This is a genomic window from Bacillus sp. z60-11, assembly GCF_046464135.1.
Lineage (GTDB): Bacteria > Bacillota > Bacilli > Bacillales > Bacillaceae > Bacillus > Bacillus sonorensis_A.
In genome coordinates this window covers 76,361-93,555 of record NZ_JBIYSN010000006.1, presented here as the reverse complement: position 1 = coordinate 93,555, position 17,195 = coordinate 76,361, and the positions used below count along the sequence as shown (strand labels likewise).

The window sequence follows — 17,195 nt, the reverse complement described above, 5'->3', positions numbered from 1 at the left end:
TTCAATGAAGGACCTGATTTCTTATATCAACAATACTTTAGGTTCATGCGAGTGCGGATCTGTTCATCATCCGCTGACAGTCGAAAAAATAGCCATTGGCGGACATGCCGTCGACGAGGAGCTCCCGGAATACGTGAAATCGGCTGGCTTTCAAAAAGCTGCCATCATCTGCGACGAAACGACTGAGCAAATCGCCGGAAAAAGGCTGCTGCATCTTCTGAAGAGCACAGTGAGAACCGTCCCGGTCAAGCTGAAGGCGAATGAAGCCGGCGATGTCACGGCAGATGAAACAACGTTGGTCAGTGCGCTGATCAGCGTGCCGATGGACACGGATGTGCTGATCGCCGCCGGCTCTGGCACGATCCATGACATCGTCAGATTTTGCGCCTGCCAGCGCGGGATTCCGTTTATTTCCGTGCCGACGGCGCCATCGGTTGACGGGTTTACTTCAGCCGGTGCGCCGCTGATTTTGAAGGGGAAGAAGCAGACGATTCAAACGGTTGCGCCGCTTGCATTATTTGCCGACCTTGAGATTTTGCGAAATGCTCCGCAGAAAATGATCGCTGCGGGGTTCGGCGATATGCTCGGCAAAGTGACATCGCTTGCAGACTGGGACATTTCCCGTCTGCTTGCAGATGAGCCCCACTGTCCGGCCGCTTGCGCCGCCACAAAAGAAGCGCTTGAACAGTGTCTGTCCAGTATAGATGAGATTGCGGCAAAAACGCGCGCAGGCATTGAAAAACTGATGGAATCGCTCGTTATTTCCGGCCTTGTCATGCTGGTGCTTGATCATTCAAGACCGGCATCTGGCGGCGAGCATCACCTTTCACATTACCTGGAAATGAAAGCGCTTGAAGATGGGAAGCGGCAGTTGCTTCACGGTGCAAAAGTGGGCTGCGCCGCCATTATGCTGGCCGATGTTTATCGATCCCTTAAAGATCTCACATGGGATGATGAACAAGTCGGGAAAGCCGTTTCCTCTGCTTATCAAAACCTTCCCGCCGGTGACAAAATGGCCGACTGGATGAGGCGAATCGGCGGGCCCGTATCATTTCAAGAACTGGATGTCGATCAGCATCTGCTTAATGAAGCGCTGAAGAACGCCCACCACCTCAGAGATCGGTATACGGGACTCAAAATCATCAATCAATACGGCCTTTTACCTGAGTTGAGGCCATTCCATGAAAGGGGGTAAAACGTGAAAAAGTTCCTTTCATATGTTCTGATGCTGACGCTTTCCGCAAGTTTGCTTTTGACGGGGTGCAGGGCAAGCCCTGCCTCTGAGCAAACACAGGATGCCACCGAGCTGACTTTTTGGACGTTTAATGGGCTCCATGAACAGTTTTACGCAGAAATGGTGAAAGAATGGAACAAGAAATACCCTAAGCGCAAAATTAAGCTGAATACGGTTGTGTATCCATATGGACAAATGCATGACAACCTGTCAATTTCACTGCTGGCGGGGAAAGGCGTCCCAGATCTCGCCGATATTGAACTCGGACGATTCTCCAATTTTTTGAAAGGATCGGATATTCCTCTGACAGATTTAACTTCCTTGGTTGAGAAGGAGCGCGACAAGTTCGTTGAAGCGAGGCTGACCCTCTACAGCAAGGATGAAAAGCTGTATGGACTTGGCACGCATGTCGGAACGACCGTGATGTACTACAACATGGACATTTTAAACAAAGCCGGGGTCGATCCGGACGACATCAAAACCTGGGAGGATTACAGGGAAGCGGGCAAAAAGGTTGTCAAAGCCGTCGGCAAACCGATGACGACGATCGAAACAACCGATCCGAATTCCTTTTTGCCGCTGCTAACCCAGCAAGGTTCAGGATACTTTGATCAAAACGGAAATTTGACATTAAATAATGAAACAAATGTGAGAACACTTGAATTTTTGAAAGAGCTTATCGAAAAAGATAAAATCGCGATCACCACGCCTGGAGGTAACCATCACAGCGAGGAATACTACGGATTTATGAACCAGGGCGGGGCGGCATCCGTCTTAATGCCGATCTGGTATATGGGCAGGTTTTTGGATTATATGCCTGACTTAAAAGGGAAAATCGCGATCAGACCGCTTCCTGCCTTCGAAGAAGGAGGAGACCGGTCGGCTGGCATGGGGGGCACAGCCACCGCCATTCCGAAACAAGCGAAACACGTCGATTTGGCCAAGGACTTTTTAAAGTTCGCGAAAGCATCAAAAGAAGGCAATATCAAACTGTGGACAGTGCTCGGATTCGATCCGCTCAGATGGGATGTGTGGGATTCTAAAGAATTGAAAAAACCGAATCAATACACGAAATATTTTCAAAACGGCAGCGATATTTTTTCGATGCTTCTTGACATTAAAGATGAAATCAACCCGCTTTATTTACACGAGGATTATGCGAAAACTTCCGACTTGGTGAACAAAAATGTATTATATGAAGCGCTGAAAACCGGAAGTAAAACGCCGAAAGAAGCATTGGACAAAGCAGCCGCTGAAGTGAAGGGGCCATAGTCTTTCATTACTGTTAAAGCGAGGCGATAACTTGAAGACTGTTAAAACAGATACAGTGCATTCGTTTCCGCCGGTAGCGAGAAAAAGAAAGATCAGAAATTTGTTATATTCAGCAAAAGCCGCACCCTATATTTTCACAGCACCTTTCGTACTCTCCTTTTGCATATTTTTTCTTTATCCGCTTATCAGCGTCGTCATCATGAGCTTTCAAAGCATTCTCCCCGGCGACATCCGCTTCATCGGGGTGGAGAACTATAAAGCATTAAACAATCCTACTTTCTATACTGCACTTTTTAACACCATGAAATATACCTTTTGGACATTGTTGATTTTAATACCGGTTCCGCTTATCCTTGCCGTCTTTTTGGATTCGAAGCTGGTGAAGTTTAAAAACGTGTTTAAATCCGCATTATTCATCCCGGCTCTCACTTCAACGATTGTGGCGGGCATCATTTTCCGGCTGATTTTCGGGGAAATGGATACATCACTGGCGAATTCGATTTTGACGAAGCTAGGGGCTGCACCGCAAAACTGGCTGAACAATGAGCATACCGGAATGTTTTTAATGGTCATGCTCGCATCGTGGAGATGGATGGGCATCAATGTGCTTTACTTTTTGGCCGGCTTGCAAAACGTGCCCAAAGAGTTGTATGAAGCGGCAGAAATCGACGGCGCCGGCACGTTTAAAAAGTTTTTTCATATCACGCTTCCGTTCCTCAAACCGGTCACCGTCTACGTGCTGACGATCAGCATCATCGGCGGCTTTCGGATGTTTGAAGAAAGCTATGTGCTGTGGCAGAACAACTCGCCTGGCAATATCGGCCTGACGATGGTCGGATACATTTACCAGCAGGGGCTTGCCTACAACAACATGGGCTACGGCGCGGCGCTCGGCATCGTGCTCTTGATCATTATTTTCATCGCCAGCCTTATTTCATTAAAGCTGTCTGGATCATTTAAAAAGGAGGGCTATTAATGCGTCCTGCCAGAGGCTTAAACATCGCAAAAATCGCTTTATTTCTGCTGTTTGCTATTTTGGGCTTTTTGTTTGTGTTCCCGCTTTTATGCCTTGTGCTCGGCTCGCTTAAGCCATCTTCGGAGCTGCTGCGCTTCGGGCTGAATTTAAAGCTGAGTCCTGACATCCTGAGCCTTGACAACTATACTTATTTATTTAACGGTGGAAGCATTTATTTTAAATGGTTTTCGAACAGCCTGATCCTCGTTGTCATTTCAACTGTTTTGACGCTTCTGTTTTCTTCGATGGTCGGCTACGGTCTTGCCGTATACGATTTTAAAGGGAAAAACCTGATGTTTGTGTTTGTGCTCTTGATCATGATGGTGCCGATCGAAATTTTAATGCTGCCTTTATTTAAAATGACGGTTTCTTTGCACATTGTCGACACATATGCCGGTGTGATACTCCCGTTTATCGTGTCGCCTGTCGCCGTATTTTTTTTCAGACAGTATGCGCTCGGTCTGCCGAGAGATTTGCTTGACTCGGCGCGAATGGACGGCTGCACCGAATTCGGCATTTTTTTCCGGATTATGGCGCCGCTTATGAAACCGGCGTTCGGGGCGATGGTCATCCTGCAGTCATTAAACAGCTGGAACAATTTTTTATGGCCGCTGATCGTTTTACGGTCAAAAGAAATGTTTACGCTTCCAATCGGGCTGTCCGCTTTGCTTAGTCCTTATGGAAATAACTACGACATGCTGATCTCGGGGTCGGTGCTGGCGATTTTGCCTGTGATTTTGATATTCCTGTTCTTCCAGAAGTATTTTGTATCAGGGCTGACCGCAGGCGGAATCAAAGGCTGATTCAACATATTTAATTTGAAAGGAATGATTTTTTAATGACGGAAAAAAAGGCGAAAATGACGATTGACAAAGAATTGAAGGTTGCAGAAATTGACAAACGGATATACGGTTCGTTTATCGAGCATCTTGGCAGAGCGGTATATGAAGGAATCTATGAACCGGACCACCCTGAGGCTGATGAATCGGGTTTCCGCAAGGATGTCATCAAACTGGTCAAAGAGCTGAAGGTTCCGTTTATCAGGTACCCCGGCGGCAACTTTGTATCCGGGTATAATTGGGAGGATGGCGTCGGTCCGGTTGAAAACCGGCCGACAAGGCTTGATTTGGCATGGGCGACGACAGAACCGAATCTGATCGGTACGAATGAATTCATGGATTGGGCGAAGCTTGTCGGCGCCGAAGTCAATATGGCCGTCAACCTCGGTACGAGAGGAATTGATGCGGCCCGCAATCTTGTTGAATATTGCAATCACCCGTCAGGTTCTTACTACAGCGATTTGAGAAAATCGCACGGTTATAAAGAGCCGCATAAGATCAAAACTTGGTGCCTCGGCAATGAGATGGACGGTCCGTGGCAAATCGGCCACAAGACAGCCGAAGAATACGGAAGGATTGCCGCTGAAGCAGCAAAAGTCATGAAATGGACGGACCCATCGATCGAGCTTGTCGCCTGCGGCAGCTCCGGAAGCGGCATGGCGACATTCATCGACTGGGAAACAACAGTGCTTGACCATACGTATGAGCATGTTGAGTATATTTCGCTTCATTCGTACTACGGCAATCGCGACAATGACCTGCCGAACTATTTAGCGAGATCGCTTGATATGGATCACTTCATCAAAACGGTTGTCTCTGTCTGTGATTATATGAAGGCGAAAAAACGCAGCAAAAAGACGATTCATCTTTCCTACGATGAATGGAATGTCTGGTATCATTCCAATGAAAAAGACAAAGAAGCCGAGCGCTGGGCGAAAGCGCCGCACCTCCTCGAAGATATCTATAACTTCGAAGATGCGCTGCTTGTCGGCTGCATGCTGATCACGATGCTGAAGCACGCCGACCGCGTCAAAATCGCCTGCCTCGCCCAGCTCGTCAATGTCATCGCGCCGATCATGACAGACAAAGGCGGTGAAGCATGGCGGCAAACGATCTTCTATCCGTTCATGCACGCCTCTGTTTACGGCCGGGGAACCGTATTGCAGACGGCAGTTTCATCACCGAAGTATGACAGTAAAGACTTCACAGATGTTCCGTATTTGGAGTCCGTTTCTGTTTTCAATGAAGAAGCAGAGGAACTAACGGTGTTTGCTGTAAACCGCGCGACAGACGGCGTCCTGGAAATGGAGGCTGATATGAGAAGCTTTGAGGGATACACTGTGACAGAGCATATCGTCCTTGAGCACGAAGACAATAAAGCGACAAATGAGAAAGACAAAAACAATGTCGTCCCTCATTGCGGCGGAGACGCCAAAGTATGTGACGGCAGACTGACAGCTCATCTTCCGAAACTTTCCTGGAATGTAATCAGACTGAAGAAACAATGATTTTAAAAAACCGGCCGCTGTGCCGGTTTTTTTCAGGTGTAAAAAGGTTTACACATTCATGCCGGAGAATAAGATCAACAAGGGGAGGAGGATATATGAAGACGTTTATGTCAGCTGCTCACTGCTTTTTGATGTACGGATTTTTAGCATACCTTTTGCTGTTGTTTATGACGGAAGTGATTGATCGCTCCCCTTTTACCAACTCATTTTTAAAGGGAGGCGCCATCTTTATCGGCATGCTAAGGAAGGAGGGTGATCGTTTTACTGCTTTGTTCATTTGGCCGATTACGAATCACAACAGCTTTGATTGATGCAAATCCCAGGAGGCGGTGAAGCGGATGCTCGATGATTAGAATGGCCTGTATCCTGTTTTCGTCGATCGTTCGTTTTTTCTTCTCAAACAGGCCTTGTTCGATTTCGAGTTCGCCTTTGCTGTTCCTCTTTAATGTGAAATGATAATCATTTACAAATGTTAATAACAATGAAAGTGCAAACGAGAGAAGTACGATGATGACCATCACGACGATGATCCAGTTAGAACCGAACCAGCTTGATAAGTTAGTAAATAAAGCGGATCGATCTGTTTCTTTCGATATATCCAAATATTTCAATAATCCTAGTGATAATAATGAAAGCACAATCCCGAATTTAGGGGAAAGCAGACTGTGTAAAATGAGATCTTTTTTATACAATTGAAACATTGACGCTCCGCCATGCTCGATCGGCTTGCTTTTTGACTCTGCATTTAAAACCGTTCGAATGCGCTGTTCTTCTTCTCTTGAAATACAACTGAGTGTGTTGCTGGATTCATCTCCTCCGGCAAGTTCAATCGTTAAAGTTCGTGTAGAAAATAAATGGTCATATAGACGGACCGTAGAATCAATGGACTGAATGCGGTCCGGCTGCACCCATCTTTTCTTGACTATAAACAAACCATATTCTATATATATCGATTTCTCGCGTATCTGGTAGGTGAATGCCCGCCACCTTAATACACCAATCATGATCAATACCATCATGAGAAAAATAACGAGAAAGACGCCGATGATCAAAGCGGGAATTTGGCTGCCTAACTGTTTATGAATCAATAAAATGAGCAGCGGGTATAACCAAATAAATGATAAAGATTCCTTGCCCGCCTTCATCATAAAATAAAGAATCGAAATGGGATGGAGATGTTTTATTAATTTTTCAGACTTGTTCATCGCTTAACCTCGCATATGTTTCAATATCCTTACGTACGGAATCGGCTGTTTTTTCGGCTAATCCCAAAATTTCGTGGCTGCCGGCTGCCGTGGATAACGTCACTGTATATAAGTTGTACTTTTTTAAAATAGGACCTTGTTTTGCTTCGACATGCTGGACTTTCCCCACAGGAACTAATATTTTTCGCTTGAAAATGATTCCTTTATGGATTTGGATGCTTAAGTCACTTAGACGATATCGCCAAAATTCATATTTCCACTTCGGTAAAAAATAAAGTTCAAACGGTACAGAGACTATAGCGAAACATGTGATGACAGCCAATATCCATTTCGGCCAGCCGAATGTTAAAGTAAAGTAAAGCACTACAAGGATTGTGCATGCATAGACGCATAATGTGATCATACCTTCAAGCTTCCTTACGACAACAATTTTTTCGTCTATTTTCTTAAATTCGTCAGTAATCACGATAGCCCCCCTATAATTTAGGTGTTTTTCTCGTTGCATAATCGAACGTATCTGCAATTTCAGATATCGTGCACTCTATATCTGATATATCATGATTTGCGATTTTGGGTCCCAATGAATCGATGACGCTTCGCACGGTTCTAGCCATAATTTGCGGGGAAAACTCTCTGAAACTCCCTTCTATTTCCTGTCCCCACTTAAAAATTTCAATCAGCGGCTCATATATTGATTCATCTTCATTCTGATAAAACAGATCACCGCTTTCTGTTCGTAAGTTGGAAACCACTTCAATGATTGCGGTCACGTATTTTCGATGTTCATACATGAATCTGAGATTTGATTCAATATACGCGCGGAGTGTGGCCGGAGCACTGTCTAAACCGTCCATGAATTTTTCCATATAAGGTGCTGCAAGTCCATAGGAATGCTCCACAACAGCCTTCATAAGCTGTAATTTATTTGGAAAATGATACGTTACAACCCCTTTGCTGATTCCCCCCTTTTTTGCGATATTGCCGATAGAGGCATTCGCATAACCTTCTTCCACAAGCACTTGAATAGCATCTTCAATAATTTGCAGTCGCCTTTTTTGTGTTTTTGTATTCATGACCTCATTTTAGTACGATCGTGCTAAAGCGTCAATCTAAAACATCCATTTTTAACTGTTATATAAATCGAAGAATGAGGGGAGGTCTTTTTTGAAAAAAGATGATTGCGCTTACAAAAAATATAAGCTATGTTAAAAAGGACAACAAGGAGGGAGGAATTGGATGAATGCCATTACGATTGTGATCGCTTCCATCTGTATATTGGCGATCGCCTACCGTTTGTACGGAACGTTTATGATGGTGAAAGTGCTGAAGGTGGATGACGACAAACCGACTCCTGCCCATCTCCAAAAAGACGGCAAAGATTATGTGCCGACAAACAAATGGGTGTCTTTCGGTCATCATTTTGCAGCGATCGCGGCCGCGGGGCCGCTCGTCGGGCCGATTTTGGCTGCGCAGTTCGGCTATTTGCCGGGGCTGTTGTGGCTGTTGATCGGGGCGGTCATCGGGGGAGCCGTCCACGATATTGTCGTTTTATTCGCGTCGATGCGGAGGAATGGTAAATCGCTTTCAGAAGTCGCTAAAGAAGAACTCGGACCTGTCGCCGGGTTTTGTACGGGCCTGGCGATGCTGTTTATTATTACGATCACGATGGCGGGACTGTCGATGGTTGTCCTCCACGCGCTTGAGCGCAATCCGTGGGGGACGTTCTCGGTCGCGATCACGATACCGATCGCCATGGGTGTCGGTTTATTTTATAAAAAGACAGGAAACCTGAAGCTCGCGTCAACGGTCGGGTTTATTCTGCTGATGGCCGGCGTGTTCATCGGACCGTCAGTCGCCAATACGCCGCTGGGAGAGGCCTTGACGCTTGATATGAAAACGCTCTCCATCGCGCTTCCGGTCTACGCGTTTTTCGCAGCGGCCCTGCCTGTCTGGCTGCTGCTCGCACCGCGCGACTATTTGAGCAGCTTTATGAAAATCGGTGTATTCATTGCTTTGATAGCCGGTGTATTCATCGTGAATCCGGCGATCCCGTTTCCGGCATTCACCGAGTTTACGGGCGGGGGAGGCCCCGTTTCGCCGGGACCAGTGTGGCCGTTTATTTCGATTACGATTGCCTGCGGAGCCATTTCCGGCTTTCACGCCTTTGTCGGTTCCGGCACAACGCCGAAAATGCTCGACAAATGGAGCGATATGAAATTTGTCGGCTTTGGCGCCATGCTTGTCGAATGTCTCGTCGGGATTATGGCGTTGATCGCGGCGACTGCATTGCAGCCAGGCGATTATTTTGCGATCAACAGCGCACCTGAGGTTTTTCGGACGCTTGGCATGGATACCGTCCATCTGCCGGAGCTCAGCCGGGAGATCGGGCTTGATTTGGAAGGAAGAACGGGCGGAGCTGTTACGCTCGCCGTCGGCATGGCTTATATCTTTACAGATATCCCGTTTTTCAGCCATTTGGCCTCATATTTCTTTCAATTTGTGATTATGTTTGAGGCGGTCTTTATCTTAACGGCGATTGATGCCGGAACAAGGGTGGCCCGCTATTTGATTCAAGACTTTTTCGGAGAAGTGTACAAACCGCTCAAAAAAACGGATTGGCTGCCGGGGTCAGTAATAGCAAGCGCTCTTGCCTGCTTCATGTGGGGGTATTTGCTTTATTCCGGGGACATCAGCTCCATTTGGGCGCTGTTTGGCGTATCCAATCAGCTAATGGCATCCGTCGGACTGATCATCGGGGCGACCGTCATTTTAAAAATCGCGGATAAACGAAGATATATGCTGACGTGTCTTATTCCGCTCGCCTATTTGTATGTGACCGTCAATTATGCGGGGTACTGGATGATCAGACACGTTTACTTCAATGCAGAAGCCGGCGGCTACAGCGTGTTGAACGGCATTTTATCGATTGTGATGCTCGTTTTGGGATTGGTGATTATGGCGGCCGCCATTAAAAAGTGGACGGAGATTTGGCGCGATCCTTCCTTAAGGATGGAGCCTTCCATTCCCGGCTGATCAAAATAAACCGGAGGCCTGTTCGGCCGTCCGGTTTATTTCGTCTTCAACCCTTGCTCCAACATTTCAAGCATTTCGGTTTTGTCTGTTTCTGATGCGTTCTGCCAAATGACCTCGAACAATACGCCCAAACCGGGAAGCATTTTCTCTTCACCGCTTTGAATCGCATCGACAATCGTATGTTCAAGCTCATCCTGTGAATTTCCTGATACATTGGCAATCACCGCATGGCGCAAATTCAAATCCATCTTTTTCACTCCATTTCATCTTCTGGTTTTCTATATTCTGCCTCACTATCGGGTTTATTATGTACCATTCATGAGATATAATGTGACTATTCGCGAAACAAAAGGAGCCAAACCGATTTGAAACATATTGAATCAGCCAAAAACCAAAAAGTGAAGGATTGGAAAAAACTTCACACGAAAAAAGAACGAACAAAAACCAATACTTTCTTAATAGAAGGGGAGCATCTTCTTGAAGAAGCGCTGAAAACACCGGGCACTGTCAAGGAAATCATCATTTTAGATGAAGCTGATATGCCGGACGGGCTGGATCCGGATATAGCCTGCTATCTTGTCAGCCGCGACGCGTTTCTTGCCATTTCAGAAACCGAGACTCCCCAGTCTGTCGCCGCAGTCTGCCGAATGCCCGACAGCGGTCCTTTTCAGTATGAAAAACTGCTCCTTGCAGATGCTATCCAAGACCCCGGCAATTTAGGAACGATCATCCGCACGGCCGATGCCGCGGGAATCGATGCCGTGGTTGTCGGCCATGGGACGGTTGATCCTTATAACGCCAAAACGCTCAGATCTGCGCAAGGATCACATTTTCATATTCCGATTATCAAAGCTGAGCTTTCAGGGCTGATGAAAGAGTTGAAGGAAAAACAAATCCCCGTCTATGGAACTGCGCTGCAACATGCCGTTCCATTTAAAGAAGCAGAGCCGTCAGACTCGTTTGCGCTGCTGATCGGAAATGAGGGTTCTGGGGTTGATCCCGAACTGCTCGCACAGACGGACAGAAATCTTTACATTCCCATTTACGGGAAAGCGGAGTCCTTGAATGTGGCAGCCGCCGCAGCGGTGCTGTTATACCATCTCCGCGGATAACCGGTTGCACAAGAAAAAGGAATTCACTATAATGAATTTAATATGTTTAAAAACAGTGACAGAGGACTGTTTTGACCACTCCGCCATCAAGGGAGAAAATGCCTTAGACTGAAAGCATTTTTATGGCCGGTGTCAAAACGCTTCACCTCTTGAGTTGTCACCGGGACCACATCTTTCTTAAAAGGTGTGTAAAGGTGAACCGGATTCAAATCCGTTATGCCAATGAAGTGAGTAACAAAGCTTTTTTTCGCTTTGTTTAAAAAAGGGTGGTACCACGGGCCACAAGTCGTCCCTTTCATGAAGAAAGGGGCTTTTTTTATTGCAGCGAAACAATGTGAGCTACATAAAAGGAGGAATTATTAAGATGCAGGAAGAGCTGAAACGGCTTGAAAAAGAAGCGGTTGAAAAAGTCGCAGCCGCAGGATCATTAAAGGAAGTCAACGATGTCCGCGTTCAATATCTCGGAAAAAAAGGACCGATTACAGAAGTGCTTCGCGGGATGGGAAAGCTGTCTGCTGAAGAAAGACCGAAAATGGGCGCTTTGGCAAACGAAGTGAGGGAGACGATTGCAAGCGCGATCGCTGAAAAAAATGCCCGTCTTGAAGAAGAAGAAGTGGCAAGAAAGCTGAAAGAACAGACGATTGATGTCACGCTTCCGGGAAGTCCGGTCAAAACGGGTGCGCGCCATCCGTTAACGATCGTCATCGAGGATATTGAAGACCTGTTTATCAGCATGGGGTATTCAGTTGAAGAAGGACCGGAAGTGGAAACGGACTACTACAACTTTGAAGCGCTCAACCTTCCGAAGGAGCACCCGGCCCGGGATATGCAGGACAGCTTTTACATCACCGAAGATACGCTGATGAGAACACAGACCTCTCCTGTTCAGACGCGTACGATGGAGAAGCATGAAGGGAAAGGCCCGGTCAAAATCATCTGTCCGGGAAAAGTATACCGCCGCGACAATGATGATGCGACACACTCCCACCAATTTATGCAGATTGAAGGGCTTTGCGTCGATCGCGACATCAGCATGAGCGATTTGAAGGGCACGCTTGAAACCGTAGCGAAGAAAATGTTTGGCGAAGATCGCGAAATCAGACTTCGACCAAGCTTTTTCCCGTTCACAGAACCGTCTGTCGAAGTCGATGTCTCCTGCTTCAAATGCGGAGGAAAAGGCTGCTCAGTCTGTAAGCAGACCGGCTGGATTGAAATCCTCGGCGCGGGAATGGTGCATCCGAACGTGCTTGAAATGGCCGGTTTCGATTCCAAACAATATCAGGGTTTCGCTTTTGGAATGGGTGTTGAGCGGATCGCGATGCTGAAGTACGGAATTGATGATATCCGCCATTTCTATACAAACGATGTCAGATTTTTATCTCAATTTAAACAGGCTTAAAGAGGAGGACGCGTGATGTTTGTTTCATATAAATGGTTGCAAGAATACGTGGATTTAGACGGAATGACGCCGGATATTCTCGCTGAAAAGATCACAAGAAGCGGGATTGAAGTGGAAGGCGTTGAATATAAAGGGGAAGGAATCAAAGGTGTTGTCATCGGGCATGTTCTCGAACGCGAGCAGCATCCGAACGCCGATAAATTAAATAAATGTCTTGTCGATATCGGCGCGGAGGAGCCGGTGCAAATCATCTGCGGAGCCCCGAATGTGGACAGAGGGCAAAAAGTAGCCGTCGCAACGGTCGGCGCGGTTTTGCCGGGCAATTTTAAAATCAAAAAAGCGAAGCTTCGCGGCGAAGCTTCAAACGGCATGATCTGCTCTTTAGAGGAGCTCGGCATTCAAGGAAAGCTTGTACCAAAAGAATATGCGGAAGGTATTTTCGTATTTCCGAGCGATGCCGAGATCGGCACGGATGCGCTCACCAGCCTTGCGCTCGATGATGCGGTGCTGGAGCTGGGACTGACGCCAAACCGCGCCGACGCCATGAATATGCTCGGTGTCGCTTATGAAGTGGCTGCGATTCTCGGCCGCGAAGTCAAGCTCCCTGAGACGGCTTATCAAGCAGGCGCCGAAAAAGCGGCAGACTATATTTCCGTCAAAATTGAAGATCCAGAAGCCAATCCTTTATACGCGGCGAAAATCATTAAAGACGTCAAAATCGGGCCGTCCCCGCTGTGGATGCAGACGAAGCTGATCAACGCCGGAATCAGGCCGCACAACAATGTCGTCGACATTACCAACTTTGTGCTCTTGGAATACGGCCAGCCGCTGCACGCTTTTGATTATGACCGCTTCGGCTCAAAAGAGGTCGTCGTCCGCAAAGCGGAGGAAAATGAAAAAATGGTCACGCTTGATGATGAAGAAAGAACTCTATCAGCCGACCATCTCGTCATTACAAACGGCTCTCTTCCGCAAGCCGTCGCAGGGGTCATGGGGGGAGCGGATTCCGAAGTCCGCGAAGATACGGTGACGATTTTGCTGGAAGCGGCATATTTTAACGGACAGACTGTCCGCAAAGCTTCCAAAGATCTTGGACTGCGCAGTGAATCAAGCGTCCGCTTTGAAAAAGGCATCGATCCAGCTCGTGTTCTCCCTGCCGCAGAACGTGCAGCACACCTGATCAGCCGCTATGCGGGGGGCACCGTTTTAGAGGGCACGGTTCAGGAAAAACACCTTGACGTGAAAGACAGAGTCATCAGCCTGTCCGCTGAAAAAGTCACAAAAGTTCTCGGGATGTCCATCAGTGAAGAGGAAATGGTCCGCATTTTTCAAAGACTCGGGTTTTCCGTTGAAGAAACGGGCGGCGAGCTGATCGTCACCGTCCCTTCAAGAAGAGGCGATATCACGATCGAAGAAGATTTGATTGAAGAGGTTGCAAGATTGTACGGATATGACAACATTCCGTCATCACTGCCTGAACTGACCGGCTTTAGCGGCGGATTGACCCCTTATCAGGAAAAACGGAGAAAAGTCAGACGCTTCCTGGAGGGAGCCGGGCTTTCTCAGGCGATCACTTACTCACTGACAAGCGACAAAAAAGCGACCGCATACGCGCTGGAGAAATCGTTTAAAACGATCCTTTCACTGCCGATGAGTGAGGAAAGAAGCGTCTTGAGGCACAGCCTGCTGCCGAATCTGCTTGATTCGTTATCCTACAACCTGGCAAGACAAACCGATTCAGCAGCATTTTATGAAATCGGTTCGGTTTTCTTAAAAGCCGAAGAACAGACAAAACCGGTCGAAAAAGAACACGTCGCCGGAGCTGTGACAGGTCTGTGGCACAAAAACCTCTGGCAAGGGGAGAAAAAGCCGGTCGATTTCTTTGTTGTAAAAGGCATAGTCGAAGGCTTATTTGACAAGCTCGGCATCAAAGAGGGCGTTGAGTTCGTCCAGTCTGAAAGAAAAGAGCTCCATCCGGGGAGAACGGCCAACATTCTGTACAACGGCTCTTTAATCGGATTCATCGGCCAGCTTCATCCATCGGTTGAAAAAGAGCTTGATCTCCATGAGACTTATGTATTCGAGCTTGATCTCCATGAGCTCTTCGCGGTTGATGTGCCGGAGATTACGTATACGGCCATTCCGAAATACCCGTCCGTCACCCGCGATATCGCGCTGGTCGTAGACAAAGGCATCGCCAGCGGCCAGCTTGAGGATGTCATTCGAAAAGCCGGCGGCGCATTGTTGAAGGAAGTGCACGTCTTTGACGTCTATGAAGGCGAGCACATGGAAGAAGGCAAAAAATCCGTCGCCTTCAGCCTGCAATATTTGAATCCTGAACAGACGCTTACTGAAGAAGAAGTGACGAAAGTTCACGACACAGTGTTGAAAGCGCTGGAGGAAACACATCAGGCTGTGCTGAGAGGATAAAATACGAAAACGGCCGGTCCCTGTTGGGGGCCGGTGTTTTTGAAAGTGCAAAAAGGGCGCCTGCCGCTTCATGCAGGACGCCCTTTTTTTACTTGTACCAAGCTTTATTGTTTTCAATCTGGCTGTTATGCGACGAATCCCAGACATCGACTGTGTATGCGTAATCGTAATTCATGATGCAGCGAATGCCGCTTCCTTGCGCATCATGGTGTAACCCGAAGTTATGGGAGAACTCATGTGTGGCTGCTTTTGCCGTATTAGCCGTTCCCTGATCAAGGTTGACGCTGAAGGCGCTGCCACCCGGTTTGCCGCTGTATACATAAGCGATGCCGCCGGCGTCAAAATGGCTGTTGGCTGTAAATCCGACGACGAATTTATAATTTTTCCCGCTAAAATTGCGCTGAAGGTTTGATAGAATCTGAGAACTGTTGCTGCCGGAGGATGTCCAAGGGGCAACTGCCTCTACGACAAAATCAATGCTGTGATCGCGGTTGAACATCACATCCGCCTGTTCAACAATTTGGACGATCCTCGTCTGCCAGTCGCTGTATTTTGCCCGGTACTGCGCGTCTGCCACCGCCAACACGCTCACCTTTTGGCTGCCTGTGTTCGCCTGTGTCGAAAACTTTCCATTGCCTGTATTCTTTTTGAAGGTTTTCTGTCCGACGACATTTCCTTTTTCATTAAGTATTTTCGTTTTCGTCGTTTTTTCAATCTGAACTTTGCCATGCAAATCTTTAAAGGTTTTCGCTTTAGGTAATGAATCGATATAAGTCCCTTCGGCCGCATGCGTGTGATCGTGTCCGCTGTCTTTCGCGGCTCCCGCCGTTACCCCGGGAATGATGCCGGCGGTAAGTAATAACGATAAAAATAAAGAACGCTTTTTCACTTTGTACCCCTCCTTTATTTTGAACAAATCAGGAATTCTAGGAATTATCTAAAAATTCCTTCAATTCATCCGAAAAGAGGACATAAATCATACGTTCTTTTTGTTGCTCTTTCGATATTCCTGCAAATCACAGTGTTTCGACAAAATATATAGACAAAAAAACCTGCCGTTTGACAGGTCTTTGAACATGGAGAAGTGAAAAGAATTTTGCGCTTTTAGTGGCTGTCACACATAACAAATGCAGAAAGAGAAATTTGAAAAATCAAAAGCTTAAAGCAGATCGCTCCGTCTATGATAAGACGGGAGAGGTTGCTGTCATCCTTTTGGCGACAGCTCTTGGGATTATTTAAAGGCAGTTTTTGAACATCACATTCTGAACTAAACAAGGATGATTAATTCCTATTCAAAATCGTTTATTACGGTGATCTGAATATCTTTAAATCTACATTATTTTGCTAAGCGAGACAAAAGTGTTAAGTTTTTTGGAAACAAGAAAAAACAAAAATACCTAACGGTGACAAGAAATTGGTCAAAAGAGCAGGCACAAGATATTTTAAATAATAAGAGACCTAAATTTGAAGGGAAAACCATGCAAGGACATCACAGTTATAGTACTTCTAAATTCCCTCACTTAAGCGATAATGGAGAAGTGGTATATCCAGTAACAACAAGCGAGCATTTATAGTGATAGCATGGAGGATAGTCTCCCGGGAAAACCGATTAAAGATATTAAAGATTTTTATTTTAGAAGGGAGTTATTATGATGAACTTGATTGATGTGGAAGTGCTCAATGATTCAAATATTACTAAGTACATTTCGTTATTAAGAAAAACATCGTCCAAACCTATTAAGGAACTAAAGCAGGCAATTGAATCTGGAAAACCTGTTATTGAATGTGATTACTATGACACGGGAGAATTAAAATCATTAGTAAACATAATAGAACAGTTACTATCATTGGGAGCCAGCATTAAAATTAATGAAAATAACAGAGAAATAACACTTGAAATGGTAAAGAACTTGATCGAAACTTATGAAGGTATTGCAAAAGATCGAGAAGAAATGGATGAGTTATTATTTGGTGATGATGATTAATGCTTATAGGTGATGAATATAGTGTTCATCTCTTCTACCTTGATTGGCTACTGCCTTTCAAGGTTTTTTGATATTCAAATCCGACAAAAAGGGGATCTTTTTCTATTCCATTTTATCATGCGATAGAGAGAAGGAAAACGACGTGAGTATTTAGTCCAAATGC

The 17,195-nt window shown here is 46.3% G+C and carries 15 protein-coding genes; 10 read left to right on the top strand and 5 right to left on the bottom strand.

The genetic code is table 11. The annotated features are described in order from the left end of the window. Positions 1 to 4 precede the first annotated feature (4 nt). From ACINLD_RS16810 to ACINLD_RS16790, 5 genes are read left to right on the top strand one after another with little or no spacing between them, the layout of a single operon-like run. On the top strand, positions 5 to 1,195 hold the full coding sequence (locus tag ACINLD_RS16810; protein WP_077736224.1) for a sn-glycerol-1-phosphate dehydrogenase: 1,191 nt from the start codon (positions 5 to 7) through the stop codon (positions 1,193 to 1,195). A 30-nt stretch (positions 1,196 to 1,225) separates the two neighbouring features. After that, positions 1,226 to 2,506: an ABC transporter substrate-binding protein gene (locus ACINLD_RS16805; protein WP_372709695.1), complete on the top strand. Its 1,281-nt coding sequence runs from the start codon at positions 1,226 to 1,228 to the stop codon at positions 2,504 to 2,506. Between the two features lie 31 nt (positions 2,507 to 2,537). Further along, positions 2,538 to 3,482: a carbohydrate ABC transporter permease gene (locus tag ACINLD_RS16800; protein ID WP_026588197.1), complete on the top strand. Its 945-nt coding sequence runs from the start codon at positions 2,538 to 2,540 to the stop codon at positions 3,480 to 3,482. Beyond that, on the top strand, positions 3,482 to 4,324 hold the full coding sequence (locus ACINLD_RS16795; RefSeq protein WP_026588196.1) for a carbohydrate ABC transporter permease: 843 nt from the start codon (positions 3,482 to 3,484) through the stop codon (positions 4,322 to 4,324). Before ACINLD_RS16800 ends, ACINLD_RS16795 begins: the two co-directional genes overlap by 1 nt. A gap of 35 nt (positions 4,325 to 4,359) precedes the next feature. Further along, positions 4,360 to 5,868, top strand: a complete 1,509-nt coding sequence (locus ACINLD_RS16790; protein ID WP_077736225.1) for an alpha-N-arabinofuranosidase — start codon at positions 4,360 to 4,362, stop codon at positions 5,866 to 5,868. A gap of 239 nt (positions 5,869 to 6,107) precedes the next feature. Here the strand turns inward: ACINLD_RS16790 and ACINLD_RS16785 are convergent, their stop codons facing one another. The 3 genes from ACINLD_RS16785 to ACINLD_RS16775 are packed head-to-tail and all read right to left on the bottom strand — an operon-like array spanning position 6,108 to position 8,146. Further along, positions 6,108 to 7,073 (bottom strand): PH domain-containing protein, encoded by a 966-nt coding sequence (locus ACINLD_RS16785; protein ID WP_077736226.1) that lies wholly within the window; start codon positions 7,071 to 7,073, stop codon positions 6,108 to 6,110. Next, on the bottom strand, positions 7,060 to 7,539 hold the full coding sequence (locus ACINLD_RS16780; RefSeq protein WP_026588192.1) for a PH domain-containing protein: 480 nt from the start codon (positions 7,537 to 7,539) through the stop codon (positions 7,060 to 7,062). The genes ACINLD_RS16785 and ACINLD_RS16780 overlap by 14 nt, the downstream gene beginning before the upstream one ends. 10 nt (positions 7,540 to 7,549) lie before the next feature. Continuing rightward, entirely contained in the window at positions 7,550 to 8,146 is a 597-nt protein-coding gene (locus ACINLD_RS16775) for a TetR/AcrR family transcriptional regulator (protein WP_026588191.1), read from the bottom strand. A 163-nt stretch (positions 8,147 to 8,309) separates the two neighbouring features. Between ACINLD_RS16775 and cstA the strand changes: the two genes are divergently transcribed. Beyond that, on the top strand, positions 8,310 to 10,106 hold the full coding sequence (gene cstA, locus ACINLD_RS16770) for a carbon starvation protein CstA (protein ID WP_026588190.1): 1,797 nt from the start codon (positions 8,310 to 8,312) through the stop codon (positions 10,104 to 10,106). A gap of 35 nt (positions 10,107 to 10,141) precedes the next feature. Here cstA and sspI read toward each other — a convergent pair whose 3' ends face one another. Then, positions 10,142 to 10,354: a small acid-soluble spore protein SspI gene (gene sspI, locus ACINLD_RS16765; RefSeq protein ID WP_026588189.1), complete on the bottom strand. Its 213-nt coding sequence runs from the start codon at positions 10,352 to 10,354 to the stop codon at positions 10,142 to 10,144. Positions 10,355 to 10,471: 117 nt separating this feature from the next. Here sspI and ACINLD_RS16760 point away from each other — a divergent pair, with 117 nt between their 5' ends. From ACINLD_RS16760 to pheT, 3 genes are all read left to right on the top strand, one after another. Continuing rightward, complete coding sequence (locus ACINLD_RS16760; protein ID WP_026588188.1) at positions 10,472 to 11,218, top strand: TrmH family RNA methyltransferase; 747 nt, start codon at positions 10,472 to 10,474, stop codon at positions 11,216 to 11,218. 364 nt (positions 11,219 to 11,582) lie between these two features. Beyond that, the gene (gene pheS / locus ACINLD_RS16755) at positions 11,583 to 12,617 is read left to right on the top strand and encodes a phenylalanine--tRNA ligase subunit alpha (protein ID WP_026588187.1); all 1,035 of its coding nucleotides are present in this window, start codon (positions 11,583 to 11,585) and stop codon (positions 12,615 to 12,617) included. A 15-nt stretch (positions 12,618 to 12,632) separates the two neighbouring features. After that, complete coding sequence (pheT, locus tag ACINLD_RS16750) at positions 12,633 to 15,047, top strand: phenylalanine--tRNA ligase subunit beta (RefSeq protein WP_077736227.1); 2,415 nt, start codon at positions 12,633 to 12,635, stop codon at positions 15,045 to 15,047. 88 nt (positions 15,048 to 15,135) lie between these two features. Here pheT and ACINLD_RS16745 read toward each other — a convergent pair whose 3' ends face one another. Next, positions 15,136 to 15,936 carry a zinc-dependent metalloprotease gene (locus tag ACINLD_RS16745; RefSeq protein ID WP_026588185.1) on the bottom strand — a complete coding sequence of 267 codons (801 nt, stop codon included), beginning with the start codon at positions 15,934 to 15,936 and terminating at the stop codon, positions 15,136 to 15,138. 763 nt (positions 15,937 to 16,699) lie between these two features. On the opposite strand from ACINLD_RS16745, the gene ACINLD_RS16740 reads away from it, so the two are divergent. Beyond that, the gene (locus ACINLD_RS16740; RefSeq protein ID WP_026588184.1) at positions 16,700 to 17,032 is read left to right on the top strand and encodes a hypothetical protein; all 333 of its coding nucleotides are present in this window, start codon (positions 16,700 to 16,702) and stop codon (positions 17,030 to 17,032) included. Positions 17,033 to 17,195: the final 163 nt, after the last annotated feature.

Excerpts from the sequence above, each read along its gene's own strand:
- ACINLD_RS16810 (WP_077736224.1), top strand. The coding sequence starts at position 5 with ATGAAGGACCTGATTTCTTATATCAACAATACTTTAGGTTCATGCGAG.
- ACINLD_RS16805 (WP_372709695.1), top strand. The coding sequence starts at position 1,226 with ATGCTGACGCTTTCCGCAAGTTTGCTTTTGACGGGGTGCAGGGCAAGC.
- ACINLD_RS16795 (WP_026588196.1), top strand. The coding sequence starts at position 3,482 with ATGCGTCCTGCCAGAGGCTTAAACATCGCAAAAATCGCTTTATTTCTG.
- ACINLD_RS16790 (WP_077736225.1), top strand. The coding sequence starts at position 4,360 with ATGACGGAAAAAAAGGCGAAAATGACGATTGACAAAGAATTGAAGGTT.
- ACINLD_RS16785 (WP_077736226.1), bottom strand. The coding sequence starts at position 7,073 with ATGAACAAGTCTGAAAAATTAATAAAACATCTCCATCCCATTTCGATT.
- ACINLD_RS16775 (WP_026588191.1), bottom strand. The coding sequence starts at position 8,146 with ATGAATACAAAAACACAAAAAAGGCGACTGCAAATTATTGAAGATGCT.
- cstA (WP_026588190.1), top strand. The coding sequence starts at position 8,310 with ATGAATGCCATTACGATTGTGATCGCTTCCATCTGTATATTGGCGATC.
- sspI (WP_026588189.1), bottom strand. The coding sequence starts at position 10,354 with ATGGATTTGAATTTGCGCCATGCGGTGATTGCCAATGTATCAGGAAAT.
- pheS (WP_026588187.1), top strand. The coding sequence starts at position 11,583 with ATGCAGGAAGAGCTGAAACGGCTTGAAAAAGAAGCGGTTGAAAAAGTC.
- pheT (WP_077736227.1), top strand. The coding sequence starts at position 12,633 with ATGTTTGTTTCATATAAATGGTTGCAAGAATACGTGGATTTAGACGGA.
- ACINLD_RS16740 (WP_026588184.1), top strand. The coding sequence starts at position 16,700 with ATGAACTTGATTGATGTGGAAGTGCTCAATGATTCAAATATTACTAAG.